Annotated in this window: 21 protein-coding genes and 1 tRNA gene; 12 read left to right on the top strand and 10 right to left on the bottom strand. The window is 57.2% G+C overall.

Features of this window, described 5'->3' with window-relative positions; genetic code table 11:
• Positions 1-1,541 (top strand): mechanosensitive ion channel family protein (locus AC2FNN_RS17985; RefSeq protein ID WP_496759843.1); only part of this gene is annotated, 1,541 nt, incomplete at its 5' end.
• Positions 1,542-1,675: 134 nt separating this feature from the next.
• A tRNA-Ser gene (locus AC2FNN_RS17980) sits at positions 1,676-1,765 on the top strand.
• Positions 1,766-1,870: 105 nt separating this feature from the next.
• Here the strand turns inward: AC2FNN_RS17980 and AC2FNN_RS17975 are convergent.
• The 6 genes from AC2FNN_RS17975 to AC2FNN_RS17950 form a co-directional block, all read right to left on the bottom strand.
• On the bottom strand, positions 1,871-1,996 hold the full coding sequence (locus AC2FNN_RS17975) for a hypothetical protein (protein WP_496759842.1): 126 nt from the start codon (positions 1,994-1,996) through the stop codon (positions 1,871-1,873).
• Positions 1,997-2,170: 174 nt separating this feature from the next.
• The gene (locus AC2FNN_RS17970; protein WP_496759841.1) at positions 2,171-3,649 is read right to left on the bottom strand and encodes an aldehyde dehydrogenase; all 1,479 of its coding nucleotides are present in this window, start codon (positions 3,647-3,649) and stop codon (positions 2,171-2,173) included.
• A gap of 9 nt (positions 3,650-3,658) precedes the next feature.
• Positions 3,659-4,693 (bottom strand): LLM class flavin-dependent oxidoreductase, encoded by a 1,035-nt coding sequence (locus AC2FNN_RS17965; RefSeq protein ID WP_496759840.1) that lies wholly within the window; start codon positions 4,691-4,693, stop codon positions 3,659-3,661.
• Positions 4,694-4,696: 3 nt separating this feature from the next.
• Positions 4,697-5,614: a flavin reductase gene (locus tag AC2FNN_RS17960; protein WP_496759839.1), complete on the bottom strand. Its 918-nt coding sequence runs from the start codon at positions 5,612-5,614 to the stop codon at positions 4,697-4,699.
• Positions 5,611-6,399, bottom strand: coding sequence for an alpha/beta fold hydrolase (locus tag AC2FNN_RS17955; protein WP_496759838.1), 789 nt, complete (start codon positions 6,397-6,399; stop codon positions 5,611-5,613). Before AC2FNN_RS17955 ends, AC2FNN_RS17960 begins: the two co-directional genes overlap by 4 nt.
• The gene (locus tag AC2FNN_RS17950) at positions 6,371-6,970 is read right to left on the bottom strand and encodes an amino acid synthesis family protein (RefSeq protein ID WP_496759837.1); all 600 of its coding nucleotides are present in this window, start codon (positions 6,968-6,970) and stop codon (positions 6,371-6,373) included. The genes AC2FNN_RS17955 and AC2FNN_RS17950 overlap by 29 nt, the downstream gene beginning before the upstream one ends.
• Before the next feature lie 106 nt (positions 6,971-7,076).
• Between AC2FNN_RS17950 and AC2FNN_RS17945 the strand changes: the two genes are divergently transcribed.
• The gene (locus AC2FNN_RS17945; protein ID WP_496759836.1) at positions 7,077-7,919 is read left to right on the top strand and encodes a LysR family transcriptional regulator; all 843 of its coding nucleotides are present in this window, start codon (positions 7,077-7,079) and stop codon (positions 7,917-7,919) included.
• Between the two features lie 33 nt (positions 7,920-7,952).
• Here the strand turns inward: AC2FNN_RS17945 and AC2FNN_RS17940 are convergent, their stop codons facing one another.
• Positions 7,953-9,137, bottom strand: a complete 1,185-nt coding sequence (locus tag AC2FNN_RS17940; protein ID WP_496759835.1) for a M24 family metallopeptidase — start codon at positions 9,135-9,137, stop codon at positions 7,953-7,955.
• Between the two features lie 193 nt (positions 9,138-9,330).
• On the opposite strand from AC2FNN_RS17940, the gene AC2FNN_RS17935 reads away from it, so the two are divergent.
• The 7 genes from AC2FNN_RS17935 to AC2FNN_RS17905 all read left to right on the top strand — a co-directional run bounded on the left by AC2FNN_RS17935 (position 9,331) and on the right by AC2FNN_RS17905 (position 17,568).
• Positions 9,331-10,476 (top strand): M24 family metallopeptidase, encoded by a 1,146-nt coding sequence (locus AC2FNN_RS17935; RefSeq protein WP_496759834.1) that lies wholly within the window; start codon positions 9,331-9,333, stop codon positions 10,474-10,476.
• Complete coding sequence (locus AC2FNN_RS17930; RefSeq protein ID WP_496759833.1) at positions 10,473-11,183, top strand: maleate cis-trans isomerase family protein; 711 nt, start codon at positions 10,473-10,475, stop codon at positions 11,181-11,183. The genes AC2FNN_RS17935 and AC2FNN_RS17930 overlap by 4 nt, the downstream gene beginning before the upstream one ends.
• Before the next feature lie 137 nt (positions 11,184-11,320).
• Positions 11,321-12,421 (top strand): ABC transporter ATP-binding protein, encoded by a 1,101-nt coding sequence (locus AC2FNN_RS17925; protein WP_171632879.1) that lies wholly within the window; start codon positions 11,321-11,323, stop codon positions 12,419-12,421.
• A gap of 108 nt (positions 12,422-12,529) precedes the next feature.
• Positions 12,530-13,621, top strand: a complete 1,092-nt coding sequence (locus tag AC2FNN_RS17920; RefSeq protein WP_496759832.1) for an extracellular solute-binding protein — start codon at positions 12,530-12,532, stop codon at positions 13,619-13,621.
• A 72-nt stretch (positions 13,622-13,693) separates the two neighbouring features.
• Positions 13,694-14,968 carry an ABC transporter permease gene (locus AC2FNN_RS17915; RefSeq protein WP_496759831.1) on the top strand — a complete coding sequence of 425 codons (1,275 nt, stop codon included), beginning with the start codon at positions 13,694-13,696 and terminating at the stop codon, positions 14,966-14,968.
• Positions 14,969-14,973: 5 nt separating this feature from the next.
• On the top strand, positions 14,974-16,185 hold the full coding sequence (locus tag AC2FNN_RS17910) for an ABC transporter permease (RefSeq protein ID WP_496759830.1): 1,212 nt from the start codon (positions 14,974-14,976) through the stop codon (positions 16,183-16,185).
• 162 nt (positions 16,186-16,347) lie between these two features.
• On the top strand, positions 16,348-17,568 hold the full coding sequence (locus tag AC2FNN_RS17905; RefSeq protein ID WP_496759829.1) for an aminopeptidase P family protein: 1,221 nt from the start codon (positions 16,348-16,350) through the stop codon (positions 17,566-17,568).
• Between the two features lie 33 nt (positions 17,569-17,601).
• On the opposite strand, the gene speB is transcribed toward AC2FNN_RS17905, so the two are convergent.
• The gene (gene speB, locus AC2FNN_RS17900) at positions 17,602-18,576 is read right to left on the bottom strand and encodes an agmatinase (RefSeq protein WP_496759845.1); all 975 of its coding nucleotides are present in this window, start codon (positions 18,574-18,576) and stop codon (positions 17,602-17,604) included.
• Between the two features lie 397 nt (positions 18,577-18,973).
• Between speB and AC2FNN_RS17895 the strand changes: the two genes are divergently transcribed.
• Positions 18,974-19,342 (top strand): group I truncated hemoglobin, encoded by a 369-nt coding sequence (locus AC2FNN_RS17895; RefSeq protein ID WP_152457802.1) that lies wholly within the window; start codon positions 18,974-18,976, stop codon positions 19,340-19,342.
• Complete coding sequence (locus tag AC2FNN_RS17890) at positions 19,339-20,397, top strand: adenylate/guanylate cyclase domain-containing protein (RefSeq protein ID WP_171632863.1); 1,059 nt, start codon at positions 19,339-19,341, stop codon at positions 20,395-20,397. Before AC2FNN_RS17895 ends, AC2FNN_RS17890 begins: the two co-directional genes overlap by 4 nt.
• A gap of 5 nt (positions 20,398-20,402) precedes the next feature.
• Here AC2FNN_RS17890 and AC2FNN_RS17885 read toward each other — a convergent pair whose 3' ends face one another.
• Positions 20,403-21,017, bottom strand: a complete 615-nt coding sequence (locus AC2FNN_RS17885; protein WP_496759844.1) for a TetR/AcrR family transcriptional regulator — start codon at positions 21,015-21,017, stop codon at positions 20,403-20,405.
• A 113-nt stretch (positions 21,018-21,130) separates the two neighbouring features.
• Positions 21,131-21,878 (bottom strand): polyphosphate kinase 2 (ppk2, locus tag AC2FNN_RS17880; RefSeq protein WP_496759828.1); only part of this gene is annotated, 748 nt, incomplete at its 5' end.

The following is a 21,878-nucleotide window of genomic DNA, read 5'->3' as shown; positions in this document are numbered from 1 at the left end:
GTCGCCAGGTGTACGTGATCGGCGCGTCGCAAGGGTTCAAACGTCTGTCCGCTGCGCGCATCACTGAACTGCGCGTGTATATTGACCTGCTCGCCCTGGTGCTGGTTCTGCACGAATTGGTGTTGCTGTTCGGACGGGTCGAAAACATCTCTGACGCGACCCGTGCCGTGGTCAGTTTCCCGGTCATTGTCGCAACGGCTTTGTTGTTGTTGCGAATACGTCAGATTCGAACCAATGACGGGCCACCGGATCAGGCTGCCTCGACCCGTTCCGCGGGTTTCAGCCAATTGGTCGAATTCCTGCGCCGGGCTTTGTTCCTTTTGGGCATCACGTCTCCCTTGCTGGCGATTTTCGGATACACCAATGCGGCCGAAGCCATCGTGTTTCCTGCCGTCAAGACATTGGTGCTGATCGGGGCCTTGGTCATCCTGCAACGGTTTATCAGTCAGATTTACGGTTGGATCACAGGGCAGGGAGAAGCCGCGCGAGATTCGCTTTTTTCCGTACTGGTCGGGTTTGCATTGGCCATCGTGGCACTGCCAATTCTGGCGATCTATTGGGGCGCGCGGGAAACTGATCTGCTGGAAGCATGGTCGCGCCTGCTGCTTGGGTTTGATATCGGCGGGGTAACGATCTCGCCCAGCAACTTTCTGACCTTTGTTGCTGTTTTTGCAATCGGTTATATGTTGACGCGTCTGTTGCAAAGCGGGCTGCGCAATTCGCTTCTGCCGAAAACCAGCATAGACCCCGGTGGGCAAAACGCGATTGTCGCGGGTTCAGGATACGTTGGCATCTTCCTTGCCGCGTTGGTGGCAATCATGGTGGCCGGATTTGATCTGTCGTCGCTGGCGATTGTCGCCGGAGCGCTGTCGGTCGGCATCGGCTTTGGTTTGCAGACAATCGTGTCGAACTTCGTTTCCGGCATCATCCTTTTGGTCGAGCGTCCGATTTCCAAAGGGGATTGGATCGATGTGAATGGCATGATGGGATATGTGCGGGACATTTCCGTTCGATCGACCCGGATCGAGACATTTGACAGGACGGATGTCATCGTTCCGAACTCTGACCTGATCAGCGGTGTTGTAACAAACTATACCCGCGGCAACACGATCGGGCGGGTGATCGTTCCGGTGGGTGTTGCATACGGAACTGACACGCGCCTGGTCGAAACCATTCTGGGCGAAATCGCCAACAACCATCCGATGGTTTTGGCCAACCCGGCGCCAAGCGTTGTGTTCCAGGGGTTTGGCGCAGATTCCCTGGACTTCGAGATTCGGGCGATCCTGCGGGATGTGAATTGGGCTCTGTCGGTAAAATCTGACATGAACCATGAAATCAACCGCAGATTCTCGGAAGCTGGGATCGAGATCCCGTTCGCACAACGTGATGTCTGGTTGCGAAATCCCGAAACCCTGCGGGCATCTGGCCCGAGCAAGCAGGAACCTTCCGTTTCTGTGCAGGATGAGCCACGCAAAGCCGCAGAGACTCCGGCGGATTTGACCGAGACGGATATGGACCCGGATGCCGGTGATGAGACCTGAGTGGCCCAATCGCGGCACGTGTTGACCTGTGATCACCTCTTGGCGGGTGCACTGATTAAATTGCGCTATTCCCCTGAATTCGTCGAATTGGGGCCTTGCAAATCCGACAGCATTCGTCCAAATATCGCCGGCACGGAGAGGTGGCCGAGTGGTCGAAGGCGCACGCCTGGAAAGTGTGTAGGCGGGAAACCGTCTCCAGGGTTCGAATCCCTGTCTCTCCGCCACAAACCAATCGCGAACCCGATATCAGGTCCCTAGCGGGGCCTTTTTCTTTCTGTCTCAAAGGGGTTTAACGATGGCACCCGACTTTCAGAGAATGGTCCTCGGGCCTACAGGCGCATGCCGCGACGAGGATGGCGGAAACGGTCCTGCGTGATGTTTCCGACGCGAAGGAAGAAGTGCTGCGCCAATGGGATGAGCGTCTGGCTGCCGTTTGCGCTCAGTATCGCACCCATCCGCAGCGCCTGCTCCGGATACCGACCGGCATGGAAGAGTGCCTGATCAGACAGCAATACCTCGGCGTCGAGCGATATATCTGGCGCGCTCGGGATGATGCCAGGGCCCGCGCCAGCCATGCGATGAAACGATGCCCCGGCAGTTCCTCGGGTGTCGAAGACGCCCCGTGCCGGCTAGCGCATGACGAACGGGTTCGACATTGGTTGTTCCGACGTGTTCAGCCAGACGGTTTTCGTCCTTGTGTAATCGTGAATGGCCTCGCTTCCCGCTTCCCTGCCATAGCCGGATTGGTTGTAGCCTCCAAACGGAGCAATCGGGGACACTGCGCGATACGTGTTGATCCAACAAATTCCCGATTTCAGACGGGATGAAACCCGATGGGCGCGGGCGACATTTTCAGTGAAAACGCCGGACCCGAGCCCGAACTGCGAGTCGTTGGCCAATGCGATCGCTTCTTCTTCCGTATCGAATGGCAGCAGAGACATCACGGGGCCGAACATTTCGACCTTCAGCGTCTCGGTCTCTGGGCTCGAACATTCCACCAGCGTAGGGGCCATGAAGTTGCCCGGTCGGTCCAGAGGGTTTCCCCCGAAGCGGATGCGTGCGCCTTGTTCTGTGGCTTTCACCAAAGTCGCCTGAATTCGTTCCACCTGAGCCGTAGTACAGAGCGGGCCAATATGGGTGGTCGCCTCCAATGGGTCGCCGATTGCGACGCTCCTCATTTTTTCTTCGATCTTGTCAGCAAGCGCCTCCAGTACCGGGCGATGTATCAATCCGCGCGAGCCGGCAACGCAGCTTTGACCCGAGGCACCGAAATTTCCCGCAATCAAGCCATTGGCGGCGCCATCCAGATTGGCATCCTCAAAGACGATGATCGGGGATTTACCGCCCAGTTCCAAAGTGGTCACCGCAAAGTTTTCAGCCGAGTTGCGCACGACATGGCGCGCTGTTTCCGGGCCGCCGGTGAATGCGATCCGGTCCACGTCCGGGTGCCGGGTAAGCGGGATGGCGCAGTTTTCGGCATCCCCCGTAATGACAGAGACGACACCGGGCGGAAAGCCGGCTTCATCGATCAGCCGTGCGAATTCCAGCATCGGAGCGGGCGCAATTTCAGAGGCTTTCAGCACGACCGAACAGCCTGCCGCTATTGCGGGGCCAAGCTTGGTTGCGGTCAGGAACATCTGTGCGTTCCAGGGGACGATAGCGACCACCACACCAATCGGTTCGCGTTTGGTAAAGACGTGCATGTCCGGTTTGTCGATCGGCAGAACCGCCCCTTCGATCTTGTCCGCAAGCCCCGCATAATATCGATAATAGTCACCGACATAGGCTGTTTGGCTTGCGGTTTCGGCAAGCAGCTTGCCGCTGTCTGTGGTCTCAAGCTGGCCCAGATGTCCGGCGTTTTCCTCGATCAGTTCGGCAAGTTTGAACAACAGTTTGCCGCGTGCGGTTTGCGTCATGTCGCGCCACGCGGGATCATCAAGTGACCGACGGGCCGCGGACACGGCGCGGTCAACGTCTTCGGGAGCGGCGCAGGCGAAACTGGACCAGTCTTGGCCCGTCGCCGGGTTTTGCGAATGCATCACTTGCCCGCGTGCCCCTTCGGTCCACGCGCCGTCGATATAAAGCTGGAAATGTGGTTTCTGATGCATCATTGATCCTTACTGAAACTTTGGCATGACGTCGTCGATGAAACGGGCCAGCGATGCGCGTTTGCGTTCGAAACTCATACCGCTGTCTATCCAGAACGAATACTCATCATAGCCCAGATCTTCATAACGTTTCAGACGTTCCGTGACCCCATCCGGGGTTCCGACAGTCAGATCGCGCGCCAGGTTTTCCGGTGCCATCATCGTGTTGGCCGCCATCTCTTCATCCGTCAATGTCTGGATCAAGCCCTGCCGGACTGGCCGCTTATTTTGAAACCAGGCCCCGAAGTAGTTGTAGAAGCGCGACAATTCCCGAGCGGCCTGACCCAGATCATCATCGTCGCTGCCAACGTAAGTGTGATGCAGCAGCATGATCTTGGGGCGCGGCCCCTCATGGTTTGCGCATGCATCTTCAAAGCGGCCCATCAGTGTCTCAATCTCTTGCATGCCCTGCCAGAGCGGTGTGACCTGAATGTTAAAGCCGTTCTGCACACCGAATTCATGACTGTTCGGATCCCGCGCCGCGATCCAGATCGGCGGCCCGCCGGGTTGCACCGGTTTGGGGGCCGAGGTGGTGGCAGGGAATTTGAAATACTTTCCATCATGGGCACAGTCACCCTCCCACAGCCGGGACAAAAGCGGCGCGATTTCTCGCATGCGCTGGCCGGCGTCCCATGCATCCAGTCCCGGCATCATCCGTTCATATTCATACGAATAGGCGCCGCGGGCGATGCCCAGCTCGATACGGCCGCCTGTCATCAGGTCCGCCGCAGCCGTTTCGCCCGCCAGTTTGATCGGATGCCAGAACGGTGCAACCACTGTACCCGTGCCAAGCCGCACGTTCTTGGTGTGATGTGCGATATCCACCAGAGACATCAGAGGGTTGGGCGCGATCGTAAAGTCCATCCCGTGGTGCTCGCCGGTCCAGACGGCACGCATTCCCGCCTCATCGGCCATTTTACACAACGCGATGAACTCTTCATACAGCTTCTCATGGGGTTGATCGGGGCTCAGCCGCTCCATGTGTGCAAAAAGGGAAAACTCCATCCATCAAGTCCTTTCAGAAAAGCTGTGCACGTCGCCTTGCTGCGCACTGCCCAGATAAAGTGAGAAGTCGCGGGTTCGGCTTTCCAGCGCGAAACGAGAAATCATGGTGGTGATTGGCGTCGTCGTGTAGGAAAGGGTTGCCAGGTCTTCAATCGCGACGGCCTCAAGCCTGCCGTGTTTGGGAAGTTCCGGCGCATTGCCCAATATGTAGACATGATGCGCTGTGGCATCGTCATAGACCGAGTAGACGACGCCGAGACGTGCGTCGATGCCACGATCATGCAGACCCTGCCGAAGGCTGTCGCGCAACTGTCGCCGGTCGGACAATGTGACCTGTGGCGGCCTGAAACCGGCATCCGTTTTCTCAAGCAGCACGCGGCCTTCGTGTTCGATGATTGCGCCACAGACGATCCTGCGCCCCATCGGTTCAAGCGCGCCGCGTTCAAGGCCAAGGCTGAAGTACTGCCCGTTCGCGTAGCCCAGCGCCGGGCGGTCGTTGTGGGAATAGGCTTCGACCTGTCCGATCAGAACGCAATGGTCTCCTGCCTCGATCACCCGATGGGTCCGGCAGGAAAAAGTCGCAACCGCGCCGTTGATCAAAGGGATCTCTCGCGCGTCGAGGTCATGGTCGGTCTTGGCGAACCGATCACCTTTGAAGCCGGCGAAGGTGTTGGACACATCCTCTTGCCCCTCGGCCAGAACACTCACCGTGAAATGGGTGCAGGTCGAGAATTCGCCGTATGAAGACAAGTTCTTGCCGGGGCAGACGATCAACAGCGGCGGGTCGAGCGAAACCGAAGTGAAGGAATTCGCCGTGAAGCCCAGGGCCATGCCAGAGGCGCTACGTGTGGTAACTACGGTCACGCCGGTCATGAATTTGCCAAATGCCCGCCGAAGGTCGCGGGGGTCGAGTTCGGTCATGATTGCACCTCGCTTTGAAAGCTGGAAATGGCGGCGTTAACCTGACTTGCATGTGTCATCGGCATCATATGGGCCGCCCCATCGATGATCAGTGCGCGTCCGTTCGGGGTGACTTCAGCCATTTTGCGCGACATGTCTGGGGTGGAGTTCGGCTCCTGACTGCCGGTTATGAAAAGTGCAGGGCAGCCAAGTTTTCTCAACGCGTCACGCTGCGGAATTTGGCTTTGGGCAAAAACCGTATAGGCCAGCTTGTAAGCAGCCGGGTCCATGGCCGTCAGCCATTTGCGGCAGGCCTCACATTCAGGCGAACCGATGTCACCAAACCACCGGCGCAACGTGCTGGTTGGGTCAACCGGTGTTTCCCTATCCAGTCCCGCCGCACGTTCCCGAACCGCCAGCGTGGCCTTTGCGCTGCGTTCAAAAACGGCATTCATCGCTACGACGCCGCAAATCCGGTCGGGCGCCTTGGTGGCAAGGTCCAACGCGATCATTGCGCCCATCGAGTGGCCGACAACAAGGACCGGACCATTAAGTTTGCCCAGCACGTTGTGTGCAGCATCACTGTATTCCGACAGTTCCGTGCCGAAAAACCTCAGCGGGCTTTCTCCGTGACCGGGCATGTCCGGCGCTGTCAGATGAGCTACAGACGCCAACCCGTCCAACTGCGCACCCCAGGCTTCGGCCCGCAGGCCAACCCCGTGCAGCAACAGGACGTCCGGACCTGTGCCTGCCTGGATGGCGGCCAGCCCGCCGACTTCAGACCGCGGCCGGGTTGTCCACGTCATGACCCAAATCCTTGAGATCCTGATACCGGTCGCCGATACGGTGATGCGGTCTGCCCGAGGTTGCCGCCCCCAGTACGACGACAATTTCGTCGTCGCGCGGTGCGTCCGGGATCGAGAATTGAACGGTCAGGTAGTGAGAGCGCCGGCCGGCATCGTTCTTGTCCATCAATGGCACCATGATCGGCGCATTTGCGGGGCCGCGCGTGTTTGTGAAAGCCAGATAGGATTTCGCGCTGACCGCCTGCCGGTAGTGATTGCCGAACCGAAGGGTATGAATAATGCCCGATGCGTGCTCGACCTCGCCATTCAGCCCGACGACGGCTGCCTTGCCATAGGCTTCGATTGCGTCGCCACTGCCGGCCAACGCGATCATGCGGTCCGTCATCATCTTTCCCAACACGGGACCATATGCGTGGATTTCCGGCTTAAGGTCTTCGACATATCGACCCGCCCAGGGATTGGTAATCACTGCGGCCACGGCAAACATGCGCCATGGGATTTCCGCAGGGCGAAATCCCTCGACAAGAACGTCCTCATCGTAGGTAACAATCTTGCGTATTTCCGGCTTCATCACACCTCTCCTGTCGCGCTGGGAGAAGGTAGAAACGGGTGTGGTTTTTGACAAACGATTGAATTATGTGCTTTCGCATTAAATAGATTAATGGCTAACTTGATCAATGGCAAAATCACTCCCCCCCCTGACCTGGTTCCGATCCTTCGAGGCGGCGGCCCGGACCCTGAGTTTTACCGCGGCGGCCGAGGAAATCGGCCTGACCCAATCGGCCGTCAGTCAGCAGGTGAAATCCCTTGAAATGCGCCTGGGGACAGCGCTTTTCATAAGGCATCCGCGCAGTCTGGCCCTGACGGATGCAGGGCGGAAACTGTTGCCCGAAGTCGGTAGTGCGCTTGAGGCGCTTGCCGCCGCCGCCGGAAGGGCCGACGCAAGCGCACCAGGAGATGTCCTGACGGTGGCCACCTCTGTCAGCGTTGCGCAATGGGTCATCGCCCCAAACCTCGTGGACTTCACCGCACGTAATCCAGAGATCAGTGTGCGGCTGCTCAGTGCAATCTGGCCTGACGATTTTCACGCGTCGCAAGCTGACGTTCAGGTCAGGTTCGGGTCTGAAAAACAAGTGGGCAGGGGAGCCGAACGTTTGAGGCCTGACAGGCTTGTCGCCCTCAAGGCGCCGACGCTTGCCGGGGATCCGCTTGACCTTCCCCTGATAGAAGCAGTCGGCACGTCAAGCGGATGGAAGACGTGGTTCGACAAACAGGGCGTGCAGCGTCAGCCTGCCGTTTTTGTCGATACGTTCGGCATGGCGCTTCAGTTGGCGGTTCATGGCAGCGGGGTTGCCCTGATCAGTGAATTTCTGGCGAAACATGCGATGGCAACCGGTCTTGTCGAAAGCGCACATGACAGCACTGTCGACTGCAACGAAGGGTATTATCTTTCCGCCGACGCCAGCAATCCGGCGGCCGCAGTGTTTCGTGACTGGTTGCTTGAACAGATACGTGTTTGATCAGGCACAGGCCTTGGGTCGTTCGTGCACCTGTCAGGGCTTGACGAATACTTTGCGTGGTCGTTTGCACAGACACTCTGCGGGACCGTTTTCCCTGATCAGGATGGACTCGGTGATCGCAAGTCCCCAATCATCCATCCAGAGCCCGGGCATAAAGTGAAATGTCATGCCAGCTTCGAGGATCGTATTGTCTTCGTCCCGCAGCGAGATCGTGCGCTCGCCCCAGTCCGGAGGATAGCTGAGGCCTACAGGATAGCCGCAGCGGGCACCGCGTTTGATCCCCGCTCGTTCGAGCGGCGCCGCCAGCGCTTTGGCGATATCTTTCGCGCGATTGCCGGGGCGTGCAGCCTCCAGACCCGCTTCCAACCCTTCAACCAAGGCCGCCTCGGCCCTTCTAAGATAATCAGGCGGTTGACCCAGAAATACCGACCGGCAGAACGGAGCATGATATCGGCGGTAGCAGCCGGAGAGCTCGAAGAAGGTGCATTCGCCCGATTTGAACACATCTCCATTCCAGGTCAGGTGCGGCGCGGCCGCGTCTGACCCTGACGGTAAAAGTGGTACGATGGCTGCGTAATCCCCCCAGTCATCACCGACGCCCGTTATCGCGTCATGGTAGATCTGTGCGACCAGCTCGTTCTTGCGCAGGCCGGGTTCAACGCGTTCAAGCACGCCGTCAGTCACGAATTCTGAAATTCGGGCCGCCTTGCGCATCAGGGCAATTTCTTCGTCGGATTTCACGGCCCGTTGCCAGTTGACCAAGGCCGTTGCATCGATCAGGGTCGCCCCGGGCAGTTCCGCTGTCAGAGTAATATGGGCTTTGGCCGAGTAGTAATAATTGTCGAGTTCCACCCCAATTCGGCTTTGTCCGTGTCCGCAGTCTTCAATAAGCTTGGCCAGATCCTGCATTGGATGCCGCGTGGTCGACTGCACAAAGTGATCTGCGTATCCGAAAACCCGATCGTCCCCCATCCAAACCGTGCGCAGCGCACCGTTTGCATCCTGCCGTCGCCCCCACCAGATCGGGTCAGCGTCAAGAAAGATCAAGGCACCCTGGTGAACGTAAAAGGACCAGCCCTCATACCCGGTGAGCCATCCTGTGTTCGATGGGTCTTCGACAAAAAGGCAATCAATTCCTTTTGCGGCCATCGCATTTCGGGTCTTGGCAAGACGACGATCATATTCCGCCCGGCTGAAGGCTGGATCAGAGTGGGTCATTGGCGCCTCCGGTCAACAAAAGACTTTGGTTGACAGAACCCTACCGATCCGCTCACGTCAACGAGCGAAAATTCGGGGGCTGCATGAAAACCGTTATCAATCCACACCGAAGGGGGCGAAGCACAGGGCCATTCAGGCTGCGTCATTTCAACCTTTCTGCCTGCATGCGGCGCATCACCTCTGAGGTCGCGGGATGAGAGGGTTCGAGCCAGCAGAATTCGCAGCGCGTACCGAACGCGCACAGGTGATGATGAATGCCGCGGGCCTGTCGGCGCTGCTGCTGACCACGGAAACCGACCTGCGTTATTTTACCGGATACCTGACCAGATTCTGGGAAAGCCCGACCCGCCCTTGGTTCCTGATCCTGCCTGCGACGGGTAAACCGGTCGCGGTTATCCCCTCAATCGGCGCCTCGTTGATGGGGCAAACCTGGATCGATGACATCCGAACGTGGCGTTCACCCGACCTTCAGGATGACGGCGTCTCGCTTTTGACGGATGCCCTGACGGAACTGACGCCCCAAAAGGGCCGCATCGGAATGCCCGATGGTCACGAGACGCACGCGCGTATGCCGATGTCGGATATTGAACGCCTGCGAAACAGGCTCGGTTCGCGCCACATCACCGGAGATCACGGTATTTTGCGCCAACTTCGCATGGTCAAATCCGAGGCGGAAATCGCCAAAATCGAAACCGCATGCGCCATAGCCGGTCGGGCCTTCGCCCGGGTTCCGGAGATTGCTCGGGCAGGCGTGCCCTTGGATCAAGTATTTCGCGGTTTCCAGATACTCTGCCTGGAAGAGGGCGCGGACTGGGTGCCGTATCTCGCAGGTGGGGCAGAGCAGGGCGGTTACTCTGACGTGATTTCTCCGGCGTCTTCGTCCCCCTTGAAGGATGGCGATGTACTGATGCTTGACACCGGCTTGGTCTGGGATGGCTATTTCTGTGATTTCGATCGCAACTGGTCGGTTGGCCCAGCAAATCCCGACGTGCGATCAGCTTACGCCAGGCTGATTGAGGCGTCGGATGCTGCATTCGAAATCGCGCGCCCCGGCACCACCGCAGCAGAGTTGTTTCATGCCATGAACACGGTGCTGACCAAGGCGTCCGAAGGCACAGATGCCGGTCGGCTGGGGCACGGGTTGGGAATGTCGCTGACCGAATGGCCGTCGCTCATCCCGACGGACGAGACCGTTCTTGAGCCTGGCATGGTGCTGACCTTGGAGCCGGGCATTGCCGTTGGTGGCAAGATATTGGTTCACGAAGAAAACATCGTCGTAACGGACGATGTTCCGCGCTTTATCAGCCCGCGTATCGGACCGGAGATGATCCAGCTATGACCTACGTGCCTTACACGCTTGACGAGGACGACCCGCAAGCCCCGCCGCTTGGATTGATTGTTCTTCAGGTCGACGAGACGATCGAGCCGGAATTCAGCACATATTTTTCGGACCGGAAAAACCCGTTGTATGTATCGCGGATACCCAGCGGCATTGAAGTGACACCGGAAAGCCTGGCCGAGATGGAAGAGGCCTTGCCGGCAGCGGCGGGATTGCTGCCCAGCGCGCGTCCTTTCCGGGTGGTGGGTTATGGCTGCACGTCCGCAAGTTCCGTCATTGGGTCAGAGCGTGTGGAGGAACTTGTCAAACAGTCGTGCAAAACAAAAGAGGTTACGAACCCTTTGCGCGCAGCCACGGCCTGCGCCGCGGATCTTGGCGTGTCCAAGTTTGCGCTGCTGTCGCCTTATGTCGAAGAGGTCAACGCACCGCTGCGTGCCGCGTTTTCGGAAAACGGGATAACCATGGATGTTTTCGGGACATTCGGGCAGGCCGAAGAGGCAAAGGTTGCTCGGATTTCGGTGCAGTCCGTGATCGAGGCCGCAACGAAACTGGGATCTGATCCATCGGTCGAGGCCGTTTTCCTCAGCTGTACCAATCTGCGCACGATTGAAGCCATCCCCGAGATTCGCAAACGGATCGGCAAGCCTGTTCTTTCAAGTAATCAAAGCCTTGCATGGCATATGTGCCGCCTCAATCTTGCTGATTGAAACAGCAGAAATGACATGAAAATTCGCAAATGCGTCATCTATTGTTGCCAAGTGCCCACTGCATGGTCTTAACTGCTGACTACAGATCAATGAAATCCGCAACGCTCGGATAATCATTTGACGCAACAGGGGGTCTTGTGACCGACACAAATACCGATGCCGCGTTTGTTGAATTTCAACGCGTACAAAAATCTTATGATGGCGAGAATCTCGTCGTCAAAGATCTCAACCTTGCAATGCCAAAAGGCGAATTCCTGACCATGCTCGGGCCGTCCGGGTCTGGAAAGACAACCTGCCTGATGATGCTTGCCGGATTCGAAACCGCCACTCATGGCGAAATCCTTCTTGATGGGAAGCCCATCAACAATATTCCACCGCACAAGCGCGGGATTGGCATGGTCTTCCAGAACTATGCCCTGTTTCCCCACATGACGGTGGCCGAAAACCTTTCATTCCCCTTGGAAGTCCGCAAATTGGGCAAGTCTGAACGGGATGAAAAGGTACAACGTGCCCTGGACATGGTTCAGATGGGGGCGTTTGGTGGGCGACGCCCGGCTCAGTTGTCTGGCGGTCAGCAACAGCGAATAGCCTTGGCGCGCGCCTTGGTTTTCGAACCCGAACTGGTGTTGATGGATGAACCCCTGGGCGCACTGGACAAGCAGCTGCGCGAGCATATGCAGTTCGAAATCACACGTCTTGCGCATGAATTGGGAATCACCACGGTTTATGTGACCCACGACCAGACCGAAGCATTGACCATGTCGGATCGTGTGGCCGTGTTCGACGATGGCCGCATTCAGCAGCTTGCACCGCCCGATCAGCTCTATGAAGAACCGGAAAACAGCTTTGTTGCCCAATTCATTGGCGAAAACAACACTTTGGAAGGCGTTGTTAAATCGATTGACGGCGACACATGCCTTGTCCAGCTGGACGATGGGTCCGAGATCGACGCGGTTCCGATCAACGTCCACAATCCGGGCGAGCGGACCAAGGTTTCGATCCGGCCCGAGCGGGTAGAGTTCAACAAAGACCGTCTGCACGCAGATGCCCACACTTTGAAGGCCACTGTCAAAGAGTTCATCTATATGGGGGACGTCTTCAGGTTCCGCATGTCAGTGGCAGGCAATGACGAATTCATCGTCAAGACCCGGAATGCGCCAGATGCCGTTCGCCTGACCCCAGGTCAGGAGATCGAGATCGGCTGGCTGGCCCAGGATTGTCGTGCGCTCGACGCATAGACCAAGCTGCGCGAAACAAGCACAGCTCTATCAGAGGGACCGGCTGGTGAAGGCCCGTGCATCAGCTGACCACACATATAAACGGGACTAACTGGGAGTTATTTACACATGAAAGCAACCAAAACCCTTCTGACAACGGCCGCCGTCGCCATTGCGGCGGGCACTGTTTCAGCCGAGGAGATGACCATCGTTTCCTGGGGCGGTGCCTATTCCAAATCGCAGTTGAAGGCATATCACGAGCCCTATTCGGAAAAGACCGGTATAACCATTCTGAACGATGACAGCTCGGCCGAAGCCGTTGCCAAACTGCGCGCAATGAACGAAGCGGGCAACATCACATGGGATGTGGTAGATGTTGTGGCAGCTGACGCGATCCGTCTTTGCGACGAAGGTCTGGCCCTCGAGATCGATTTCGACAGCCAATTGGCAGCAGCTCCGGATGGCACGCCCGCCTCTGAGGATTTCGGCGACCTGCTGGTCAGCGACTGCTTTATCCCGCAGATCGTCTATTCGACTACGTTCGGCTATCGTACCGACCTGGTAGGCGATACACCTCCAACCGATATCTGCGCTGTGTTCGATCTGGAAACTTACCCTGGCAAGCGCTCGTTGGAGAAACGCCCGATCAACAACATGGAATGGGCCCTGTTGTGCGATGGCGTCGCAAAGGATGATGTCTATGACGTTCTGGCCACTCCGGAAGGTCAGGATCAGGCGCTGGCCAAGCTCGACACCATCAAAGACAGCGTTGTCTGGTGGTCTGCTGGTGCCGATACGCCGCAGCTGCTGGCCGACGGAGAGGTTGTCATGGGTTCTACCTATAACGGCCGTCTGTTTAGCGTGATCGAAGAGCAGAAGCAGCCGGTCGCCATGCTTTGGGACGCACAGGTGTTCGATCTGGATGGTTGGATCATTCCTGCCGGTTTGAGCGAAGAGCGTCAGCAGCGCGCGTTGGACTACATCATGTTCGCGACCGACACCCAGCGTCTGGCGGATCAGGCCAAGTACATCTCGTACGGTCCGGCACGCGCATCGTCGGCGCCGCTGGTTGGGCAGCATGCCGAACTGGGTATCGAAATGGCACCCCATATGCCAACCGATCCGGAAAACGCCAAGAACACGTTCCTGTACAACTATGAGTTCTGGGCGGACTACCGTGACGACATCGACGCCAAATTCCAGGCGTGGCTGGCGCAATAAGCCGGTTTTGAATGGGTGACACTGTCAGGGGCGGGAAACTGCCCCTGACCCGGGAAAAGCCAAGGGACAACAATGACTGACGCCACCCAAAACGCGGGCCCCATGCTGGCCGCTGATGGAACACCGCTCAAGCAGTCGCTGGCGCGCTCTCTACGCAGGCAGAAGCTCCGGGCGTTGATGTTGATTGCGCCGCTTCTTCTTTTTGTCCTGTTTTCATTTATCGTTCCCATCGCATCTATGCTGTTCCGGTCCGTTGAAAACAGCATCGTGTCCGACACACTTCCCTTGACCGTTGAAGCCCTGAACAACTGGGACGAACAGTCGGGAGAGTTGCCGGGCGAGGATGTTTACGAGGCCTTTGTCCGCGACATGATCGTCGCGATTGACAACAAAGAACACACAAGGCTCGGTTCGCGTTTGAACTACGAAGAGACTGGCATGTCTTCGATGTTCCGCAGGTCCGGGCGCCAGATCAAAAAACTGGATCCTGAAGCGGATGGGCCGTTCAAGGAAAAAATGATCGAGATTCATGACGGATGGGGAGATCCGCAAACCTGGCGGGTGATCAAGACCCACTCACCTGTGATTACCAATGGCTACTTCCTGAATGCCGTCGATATGCGCAGAACCCCGGAAGGCGCGCAGGCCCAACCCGAAGACAAGCAGATCCTCATCAAGCTTTTTGGACGTACTCTGTTCATGTCGCTCGTGATAACGGGTGCGTGTATCCTGCTTGCTTACCCTGTCAGTTATCTGTTGGCGACACTGCCGATGCGGGTATCGAACCTGTTGATGATACTGGTCCTTTTGCCTTTCTGGACGTCCCTTCTGGTGCGAACCTCCGCCTGGAAGGTCATGTTGCAGCAACAGGGGGTTATCAACGATACCCTCGTTTGGCTGGGGCTGGTCGCCGATGACGCGCGGCTGATCATAATCAACAACCAGATCGGCACTATCGTCGCGATGACACATATCCTGCTGCCCTTCATGATCCTGCCCATGTATTCGGTGATGCAGACCATTCCGCCGTCTTATACACGCGCGGCCAAATCCATGGGCGCGACGAACTGGACGACTTTCTGGCGCATCTACTTCCCGCAATCCGTGCCCGGGATCGGAGCCGGTTCGATCCTCGTGTTCATTCTGGCGATCGGTTACTACATCACGCCCGAGATCGTGGGCGGCACCAAGGGTGTCTTCATCTCGAACCGGATCGCCTATCACATCTCGTCCTCACTGAACTGGGGGCTGGCCGCGGCCTTGGGTACGATCCTTCTGGCGGTCGTGCTGTTGCTCTACTGGGTCTACGACAAGATCGTGGGCATCGATAACGTGAAGTTGGGATAATCAAGATGGCAGCACTGACACCGATATCCCGCAAACCCATGTCCATGGTGTTGCCCAGTGTCGCACTTGCCGGGGCGTTTGCCGGCATTTTCGTCGGGGCCGGAAATGGTTCGGTCCTTCTGGGCATACTGGGCGGAGCCGTCCTGATCGCGGGGCTGGCCTGGGTCTACATAAACATCGTGAAGAACGAAAACCTCGCTTGCTGGATCAACATCATCGGGTTCGGCCTTACGGGTTTCATAGTGGCCGGTCTGATGGGCGGTGTATTGGGGCTGCTCGGCGGCTGGTTTTTCGCCTGGTTTATCTATTGGTTGTACGAGGGGCGGTATCGGCGCAAGCTGCTGCCGTATCTGACGGCACAACAGGTTTTCTATCACTACCTGTTTCGCGTGATCTGTGGTGCGATCTTCGTTTTCCTGATCACGCCGATTCTGGTGGTGTTGCCGTTGTCTTTCAACGCGCAGGATTTCTTTACCTTCACGCCCGAGATGCTGCGGCTTGATCCGGAAGGCTATTCGCTGAAGCATTACCGAGATTTCTTCACCAACAACGAATGGCAGCGCAGCTTCAAGAACTCGCTGATCATCGCGCCGATTGCGACGGTCATCTCGGTAACGTTGGGAACGCTGGCCGCGATCGGGCTCAGCCAGTCTCATGTTCCCGGACGCCGTGCGATCATGGGAATTCTGATTTCGCCGATGATTGTTCCGCTGATCATCTCGGCGACGGGTATGTTCTTTTTCTACAGTGATATCGGGCGTTTCCTCGAAGGAACACTGGGCATGAACAAGAACTTCGTAGGCTATCTGAAAGTTATCCTGGCCCACGCAGTGCTGGGTATTCCCTTTGTGATCATTACCGTGACGGCAACACTGGTGGGCTTTGATCGATCCCTGACGCGGGCGGCAGCCAATATGGGCGCGGGGCCGGTGCGAACCTTCTTCAAGATACAGATGCCGTTGATATTGCCGGGCGTAATCTCGGGCGGCCTGTTTGCCTTCATCACATCGTTCGACGAAGTGGTCGTGGTCTTGTTTGTGGGCTCCGCCTCGCAAAAGACGTTGCCGTGGCAGATGTTCACCGGCCTGCGGGAACAGATCAGTCCAACCATTCTGGCGGTTGCAACAATCCTTGTGGTCCTGTCCATTGCCTTGCTGACGACGGTCGAACTGTTGCGACGCCGGTCAGAACGTCTGCGGGGTCTTTCGCCCGCTTGACGCAGCAAACCGTCTGATCTAACGATTCACCTGTTCATCTCTGCCGCGATGGCGTCGCGGCAACTACCGAGGTGATCGGCTCTCGGACCCCGAGACCGCCTGTCCTGAACGCCGGGACATGTGGCCGGGAAATGCACGCCCGGCATAGATGAGAGACCAAGGATGACTGACATTTCTAACCGCCCTCAGTTCTTCACCTGCCACAATGGTGACAAGGCCCCGTTGCCGTTCAGCAAAGCCGAATATGACCGCCGCCTTGGCAAGCTGCGCGCGATCATGGCCCAGCGGGATATCCCGGTGGTTCTGCTGACATCGATGCAGAACATCGCCTATTATTCAGGCTTTCTGTACTGTGCGTTCGGGCGCCCCTATGGCTGTGTTGTGACCCAGGACAAATGCACCACCGTTTCCGCCAATATTGATGCCGGGCAACCCTGGCGCCGGTCGGTTGAAGACAATGTGATCTATACGGACTGGAAACGCGACAACTACTGGCGGGCAGTTGCCAGCCTGATCGGGAATGCAAAGCGGATCGGCATTGAAGGCGACCACATGACGCTTGCGGCGCGCGACACGGCGCTGAACATGCTGGACGAGCCAGAGTTGGTTGACATCGCGGCCGACACCATGGCCGCGCGGATGATCAAATCCGCTGAAGAGATTGAATTGATCAAGGGTGGAGCGCGCACGGCCGATGTGGGTGGTGCTGCGATCCATGCCGCAATCCGCGAAGGCGCGACCGAAATCGAAATCGCGATGGCTGGTCGAGACGCGATGGAAGTGGAAATCGCGCGGGCCTATCCGGATGCCGAATACCGCGACACATGGGTTTGGTTTCAATCGGGTTTGAACACCGACGGCGCGCATAACCCGGTCACCAAACGGGCGTTGCAAAAAGGCGATATCCTGTCGCTGAACACCTTTCCGATGATCTCGGGCTATTATACCGCCCTGGAACGGACCCTGTTTCTGGGCGAGCCGGATGCCGACAGCCTGCGCCTGTGGAAGGCCAATGTGGCCGCGCATGAACTTGGACTAAGCCTGATCAAACCCGGTGCCACCTGTTCCGGTATCACCGCCGAGATCAACCGGTTCTTTGCCGACGAAGGCCTGCTTCAATATCGTTCCTTCGGCTATGGGCACTCGTTTGGTGTTCTGAGCCACTACTATGGTCGCGAAGCGGGCCTGGAACTCCGCGAAGACATCGACACAGTGCTGGAGCCCGGCATGGTGGTGTCGATCGAGCCGATGCTGTGGATCCCCGAAGGCCAGCCCGGTGCAGGCGGTTACAGGGAGCACGATATTCTGGTGGTGGGCGAAGAAGGAGCCGAAAACATCACCGGCTTCCCCTACGGGCCGGGACACAACATTATCGACGCCTGAGGTTCGGGGTGGAGCCTCGGCTCCACCCGCTTTTCACGCGCGTCGGGCACGTTCGTGAAAAATGAAACCCAAAAAATTCAACAGAAGCTGCGCCGCCAGAATCTGAGTGCTTTCAGTGGGGTCGTAGGCGGGGGCCACCTCGACCAGATCGATGCCCACCACGTCACCCCTTTTCGCCAGCCCCTGAAGGATTTCCAGAACGTCATAGTACAAGAACCCTCCGTGGCTTGGAGTGCCGGTTCCGGGCGCGATCGAGGGACAGAACGCATCGATATCGATCGTTACATAGTACCGCTTGCCTTCGGGAATGCGGTCAAGAACGGCCGCTGTTCCCAATCTGCGAACCTGCCGCACCGACAGGATGTCCGAGCCGCGCCCACGCGCGTCGTCATACCCTTCTTTGGCGGTGGACGACACGTTTCGAATGCCCAGCTGGGTCATCCCTGAAACATAGTCTTTCTCGATCGCGCGGCGCATGGGATTTCCGTGCCCGTTGGTGACGCCGTGACGTTCATCTACAAAGTCCAAATGCGCATCGATTTGAACAACATGGATCGGGCCGTTTTCGGCGCAGTCGCTTTCAAATGCGGAAATGCAGGGGATGTTGACCGAGTGATCACCGCCAATCACCAGCGGAAGTGCCCCGGCTTCGAGAATTTTCTGCACGCCAAAGGCCATGTTCTTGTGGCTCGTCTCGGTCTTTGTGTGGACGATATCCGCATCGCCCAGGTCGACGATCCGAACCGAGCTGTCCAGATAGGTCGCGTCATCCTCATGATCATAGGCGCCGGCATGGCCAAAACTGAAAAGGGTCGATGCCTCTCGCACGGCCCGAGGACCAAAACGCGCGCCGGGGCGCCATTGGGTACCAAAGTCGAACGGCGCGCCGAGCACGCAAACATCGGCCTCGATTCTGTCCCAGTTCTCGACATATGGAGATTTTGCGAAGGTCGATATTCCGACAAAAGGAAGATTCAGTCGCCCGGACGCATATCCATGTTCCTGCACTTTTGGTCCTTTCGATTGTTGTGCCATTTTCCCGCATGTGAACATGAGGACACGCCGTATTGAAACTAAATTCTCTTTGAACGGCAGGTTTTGGGGGGATCAGGCGAAGTTTTCTGTCAGAAGGGCGGGCTTGCGTTCAAAACTGCCCCGACCCAGCCCATCAGAACGCTTCAGGATCAGTCAAAAGACAATCCCGCTGATGGTGTAACTTTCCTTCGTTTCCCATTCCCAAAGAACGAATGAAAGATCCGCTTCGGCCTCGGCGGTGCTCTGGCGTGTTTCCCGTGCGGCAAGACGGTTTTTGATCAATCCCGGGCAAAAAATCATAAGCGTTAACAAAAATATCGATTTGATATAAAGTTGTGGGGTTATTGATTGGTAACGCGCGGGTATTCGTGTGGCACAGACACTTTATGAAAAATATGGCGGTTTCAAAACGATCAGCCGGGTCGTGATGACCTTCTATGAAATGGCGTTGGATTCGGATGAGATCGGCCATCATTTCGAAGACATTGATATGCCGCGCCTGATCGACCATCAAACCAAGTTCGTCTCGTCCCTGATTGGCGGGCCGGCATCCTTCAGTGATGACAGGATCGAAGCAGTTCATCGGCATCTGAACATTTCGCACAACGAATTCGACGTCATGGCCGAGCTGTTTGGCGACGCGCTGAGTCAGCACGGCATGTCCGATGGAGACATCAAAACTGCGCTGACCGCAATCGAAGGCAAACGTTCGATCATAGTCACCCGGAACGCGGCATGAGCATTCTGGCGATAAACGAGCAATTGCTGCGTGCGATCGGAGTCGGCGTCGCCGTGGTGCGCGCATCCGACCTGCAATTCGTGTTTCACAACGGGCCTTTCACGGAATGGTTCGGCACTCCTGAAAAGGGCAGCACCTTAAGCGACGTTCTGCCGGATCTCGACCCCAAGGAACTGGAGGATGTAAAGCAGTCCGGCCTTCGGTACTCGGTCGAATTGCAGATAAAGCCGAAACGCAGGACCTTGATCTTTGCAGTCGCTGTCTCATTGGCCAATGGCCTGTCCGAGCAGGTGCTGATTGTGGAATGTCAGAACATCACCCGCATTCGCGAATTGGAAAGCATGATCGACAGCTATTCCACCATGGTCGAGCGCAACACCCGAGAGCTTGAGCGCGAAAAGGAAAGAGTGGAGCGCCTGTTGCTGAACCTGATGCCCCGAGCCGTGTATGAAGAGTTCAAGACGTTCGGCGTTGTCACACCGCAGCTGTATCAGCAGGTTTCGGTGGTTATGCTGGATTTTGTCGGGTTCACGGATTTCGCGGCCAAGACCGACCCGACGGTGACTTTGAGCGAACTGAACGACATCTTCACGGCCTTTGACCGGATCGTGGAACAATTCGGGTGTGAGCGGATCAAAACGATCGGTGATGCTTATCTGGCCGTGTCAGGTATGCCCGATCCAACACCGGATCATGCGACCGCCGTGGCGCATTGTGCGGTAAGGTTCCTGCGCTATCTCGAACGCCGCAACGAAAGCCATCCGCATAAGTGGCAGGCACGGATCGGATTGGGAATGGGTGCGGCGGTTGGATCGGTCGTGGGCATTCAGAAATATGTCTATGACGTGTTTGGCCCTGCCGTAAACATCGCATCCCGGTTGCAGGTATTTGCCAACCCCATGAACATCGTGGCCCCGGAAGAGATGAAATATGCCCTGATTGACGAGTTTCAGGTCTCGGATCTGGGGTGCGTTGATATCAAGGGGATGGGTGAGATGGATCTGATCAACGTGACATCGGGCTTGAGTATGCCTCAGGGCAGCCGTTCGTTCTGACCGCGTCACTCGTCCTGGGGGATCAGACCCAATCCGCGCAGGTAGATGCCGATACCGCTTTCCAGCAAATCTTCGGGAGGAAAAGGCGAAGTTGCGCCGGTATTTCGAGCATACAGCTCGACGACTCCGTGGCTCATCGCCCAGATATGGGCGCTGAACATCGACGCGGGCGGGCGCTTTTCAGGCGGAATATGCTGGGACAGGTCCGCGGCCGCTTTTTCAAGAACGGCCTTCGCCCGATTGGCGGCCAAGGACAATTCGGGTGTCCGGTTCAGGGAAATCCCGCTTTCGAACATGGCGATGTAATGTCCGGGATTTTTGCGCGCAAAAGCCAGGTAAGCTCGCCCCGTTGCTTCAAAAGCAGCAAGGGCTGAAGGCTGTCCTTCGTCATAGGCGTATTGCATCAGGTCTGCGAACATCTCAAACCCCTGCCGTGCGGCTTCGGCAATCAGGTCCTCGCGCCCTTGAAAATGTCGGTAGACGGCAGCAGGCGTGACACCGGCTGTTTTGGCCGCCTCGGACAGCGTGAAACCGGTCGGGCCCTTGTCTTCGATCAGGGACAAGGCAGCCTCGATCAGGGCTTGCTTCAGGTTTCCGTGGTGATAACCGCGTTTCGTCATCCCGGCCTCAGCTGCATTGATTGCGTGTTGGAAGACAAGGACATAGACCACCGATGCATTGTCGTCCAATACATGATCGTGAAGGCATCGACAGGGCAGGGCAGAGAGACAACTTACGCCTCCCACACATCCGGGCCACCGCAGATACGGGCATCAACCTCGCCGATACTCTTCTTGTCCTTCTCATCATAGTCCAAGGCATGCAAAACCGTTCGGATGGCCGCAAGGCGCGCGCGTTTTTTGTCGTCGGAACGAACAATCGTCCACGGGCAGGCATCGGAATGCGACCGGGTCAGGGTTTCCGAGATCGACTGCGTGTATTCGTCCCATTTGTTCAGCCCTGCGACGTCGATCGCGCTGAGCTTCCAATGCTTCAAAGGGTCGTTTTCGCGCGCCAGAAAACGGTTCAGTTGTTCTGCGCGTCCGACATTGAGCCAGAACTTGACTAAATGGATGCCGTCATTCACCAGGCCCGTTTCAAGCGGCAGGACCTGACGGAAGAACCGCTCACGCTGTTCCTGTGTGCAGAAGCCAAAGACATTCTCGACGACACCTCGATTGTACCAGCTGCGATCAAAGAACACGATCTCTCCTGCGGCGGGCAGATGCGGGATGTAGCGCTGAAAATACCATTGGCTGCGTTCGGCGTCTGATGGTTTGGCCAGCGCAACGTTGCGCGCGCCGCGCGGGTTCAGGTTTTCGCGAAACCGTTTGATGGTGCCACCTTTGCCGGCGGCATCGCGGCCTTCGAAAATGATGGCAACCCGCTGGTCGGTTTCCTTGACCCATGATTGCATTTTGACCAATTCAATCTGAAGCAGGTCCATCTGCTCTTCATAATCCTTGGTCTTCATCTTTTCG

The organism is Ruegeria sp. BHSA118 (assembly GCF_059613405.1).
Note: the sequence above shows the minus strand (reverse complement) of the source record. Positions and strands in the feature narration are given on the sequence as shown.

Coding starts and splice junctions, on each gene's coding strand:
- AC2FNN_RS17975 (WP_496759842.1), bottom strand. CDS start 1,996: ATGGGTGCGATACTGAGCGCAAACGGCAGCCAGACGCTCATCCCATTG.
- AC2FNN_RS17970 (WP_496759841.1), bottom strand. CDS start 3,649: ATGCATCAGAAACCACATTTCCAGCTTTATATCGACGGCGCGTGGACC.
- AC2FNN_RS17965 (WP_496759840.1), bottom strand. CDS start 4,693: ATGGAGTTTTCCCTTTTTGCACACATGGAGCGGCTGAGCCCCGATCAA.
- AC2FNN_RS17960 (WP_496759839.1), bottom strand. CDS start 5,614: ATGACCGAACTCGACCCCCGCGACCTTCGGCGGGCATTTGGCAAATTC.
- AC2FNN_RS17955 (WP_496759838.1), bottom strand. CDS start 6,399: ATGACGTGGACAACCCGGCCGCGGTCTGAAGTCGGCGGGCTGGCCGCC.
- AC2FNN_RS17950 (WP_496759837.1), bottom strand. CDS start 6,970: ATGAAGCCGGAAATACGCAAGATTGTTACCTACGATGAGGACGTTCTT.
- AC2FNN_RS17945 (WP_496759836.1), top strand. CDS start 7,077: ATGGCAAAATCACTCCCCCCCCTGACCTGGTTCCGATCCTTCGAGGCG.
- AC2FNN_RS17940 (WP_496759835.1), bottom strand. CDS start 9,137: ATGACCCACTCTGATCCAGCCTTCAGCCGGGCGGAATATGATCGTCGT.
- AC2FNN_RS17935 (WP_496759834.1), top strand. CDS start 9,331: ATGAGAGGGTTCGAGCCAGCAGAATTCGCAGCGCGTACCGAACGCGCA.
- AC2FNN_RS17930 (WP_496759833.1), top strand. CDS start 10,473: ATGACCTACGTGCCTTACACGCTTGACGAGGACGACCCGCAAGCCCCG.
- AC2FNN_RS17920 (WP_496759832.1), top strand. CDS start 12,530: ATGAAAGCAACCAAAACCCTTCTGACAACGGCCGCCGTCGCCATTGCG.
- AC2FNN_RS17915 (WP_496759831.1), top strand. CDS start 13,694: ATGACTGACGCCACCCAAAACGCGGGCCCCATGCTGGCCGCTGATGGA.
- AC2FNN_RS17910 (WP_496759830.1), top strand. CDS start 14,974: ATGGCAGCACTGACACCGATATCCCGCAAACCCATGTCCATGGTGTTG.
- AC2FNN_RS17905 (WP_496759829.1), top strand. CDS start 16,348: ATGACTGACATTTCTAACCGCCCTCAGTTCTTCACCTGCCACAATGGT.
- AC2FNN_RS17890 (WP_171632863.1), top strand. CDS start 19,339: ATGAGCATTCTGGCGATAAACGAGCAATTGCTGCGTGCGATCGGAGTC.
- AC2FNN_RS17885 (WP_496759844.1), bottom strand. CDS start 21,017: ATGACGAAACGCGGTTATCACCACGGAAACCTGAAGCAAGCCCTGATC.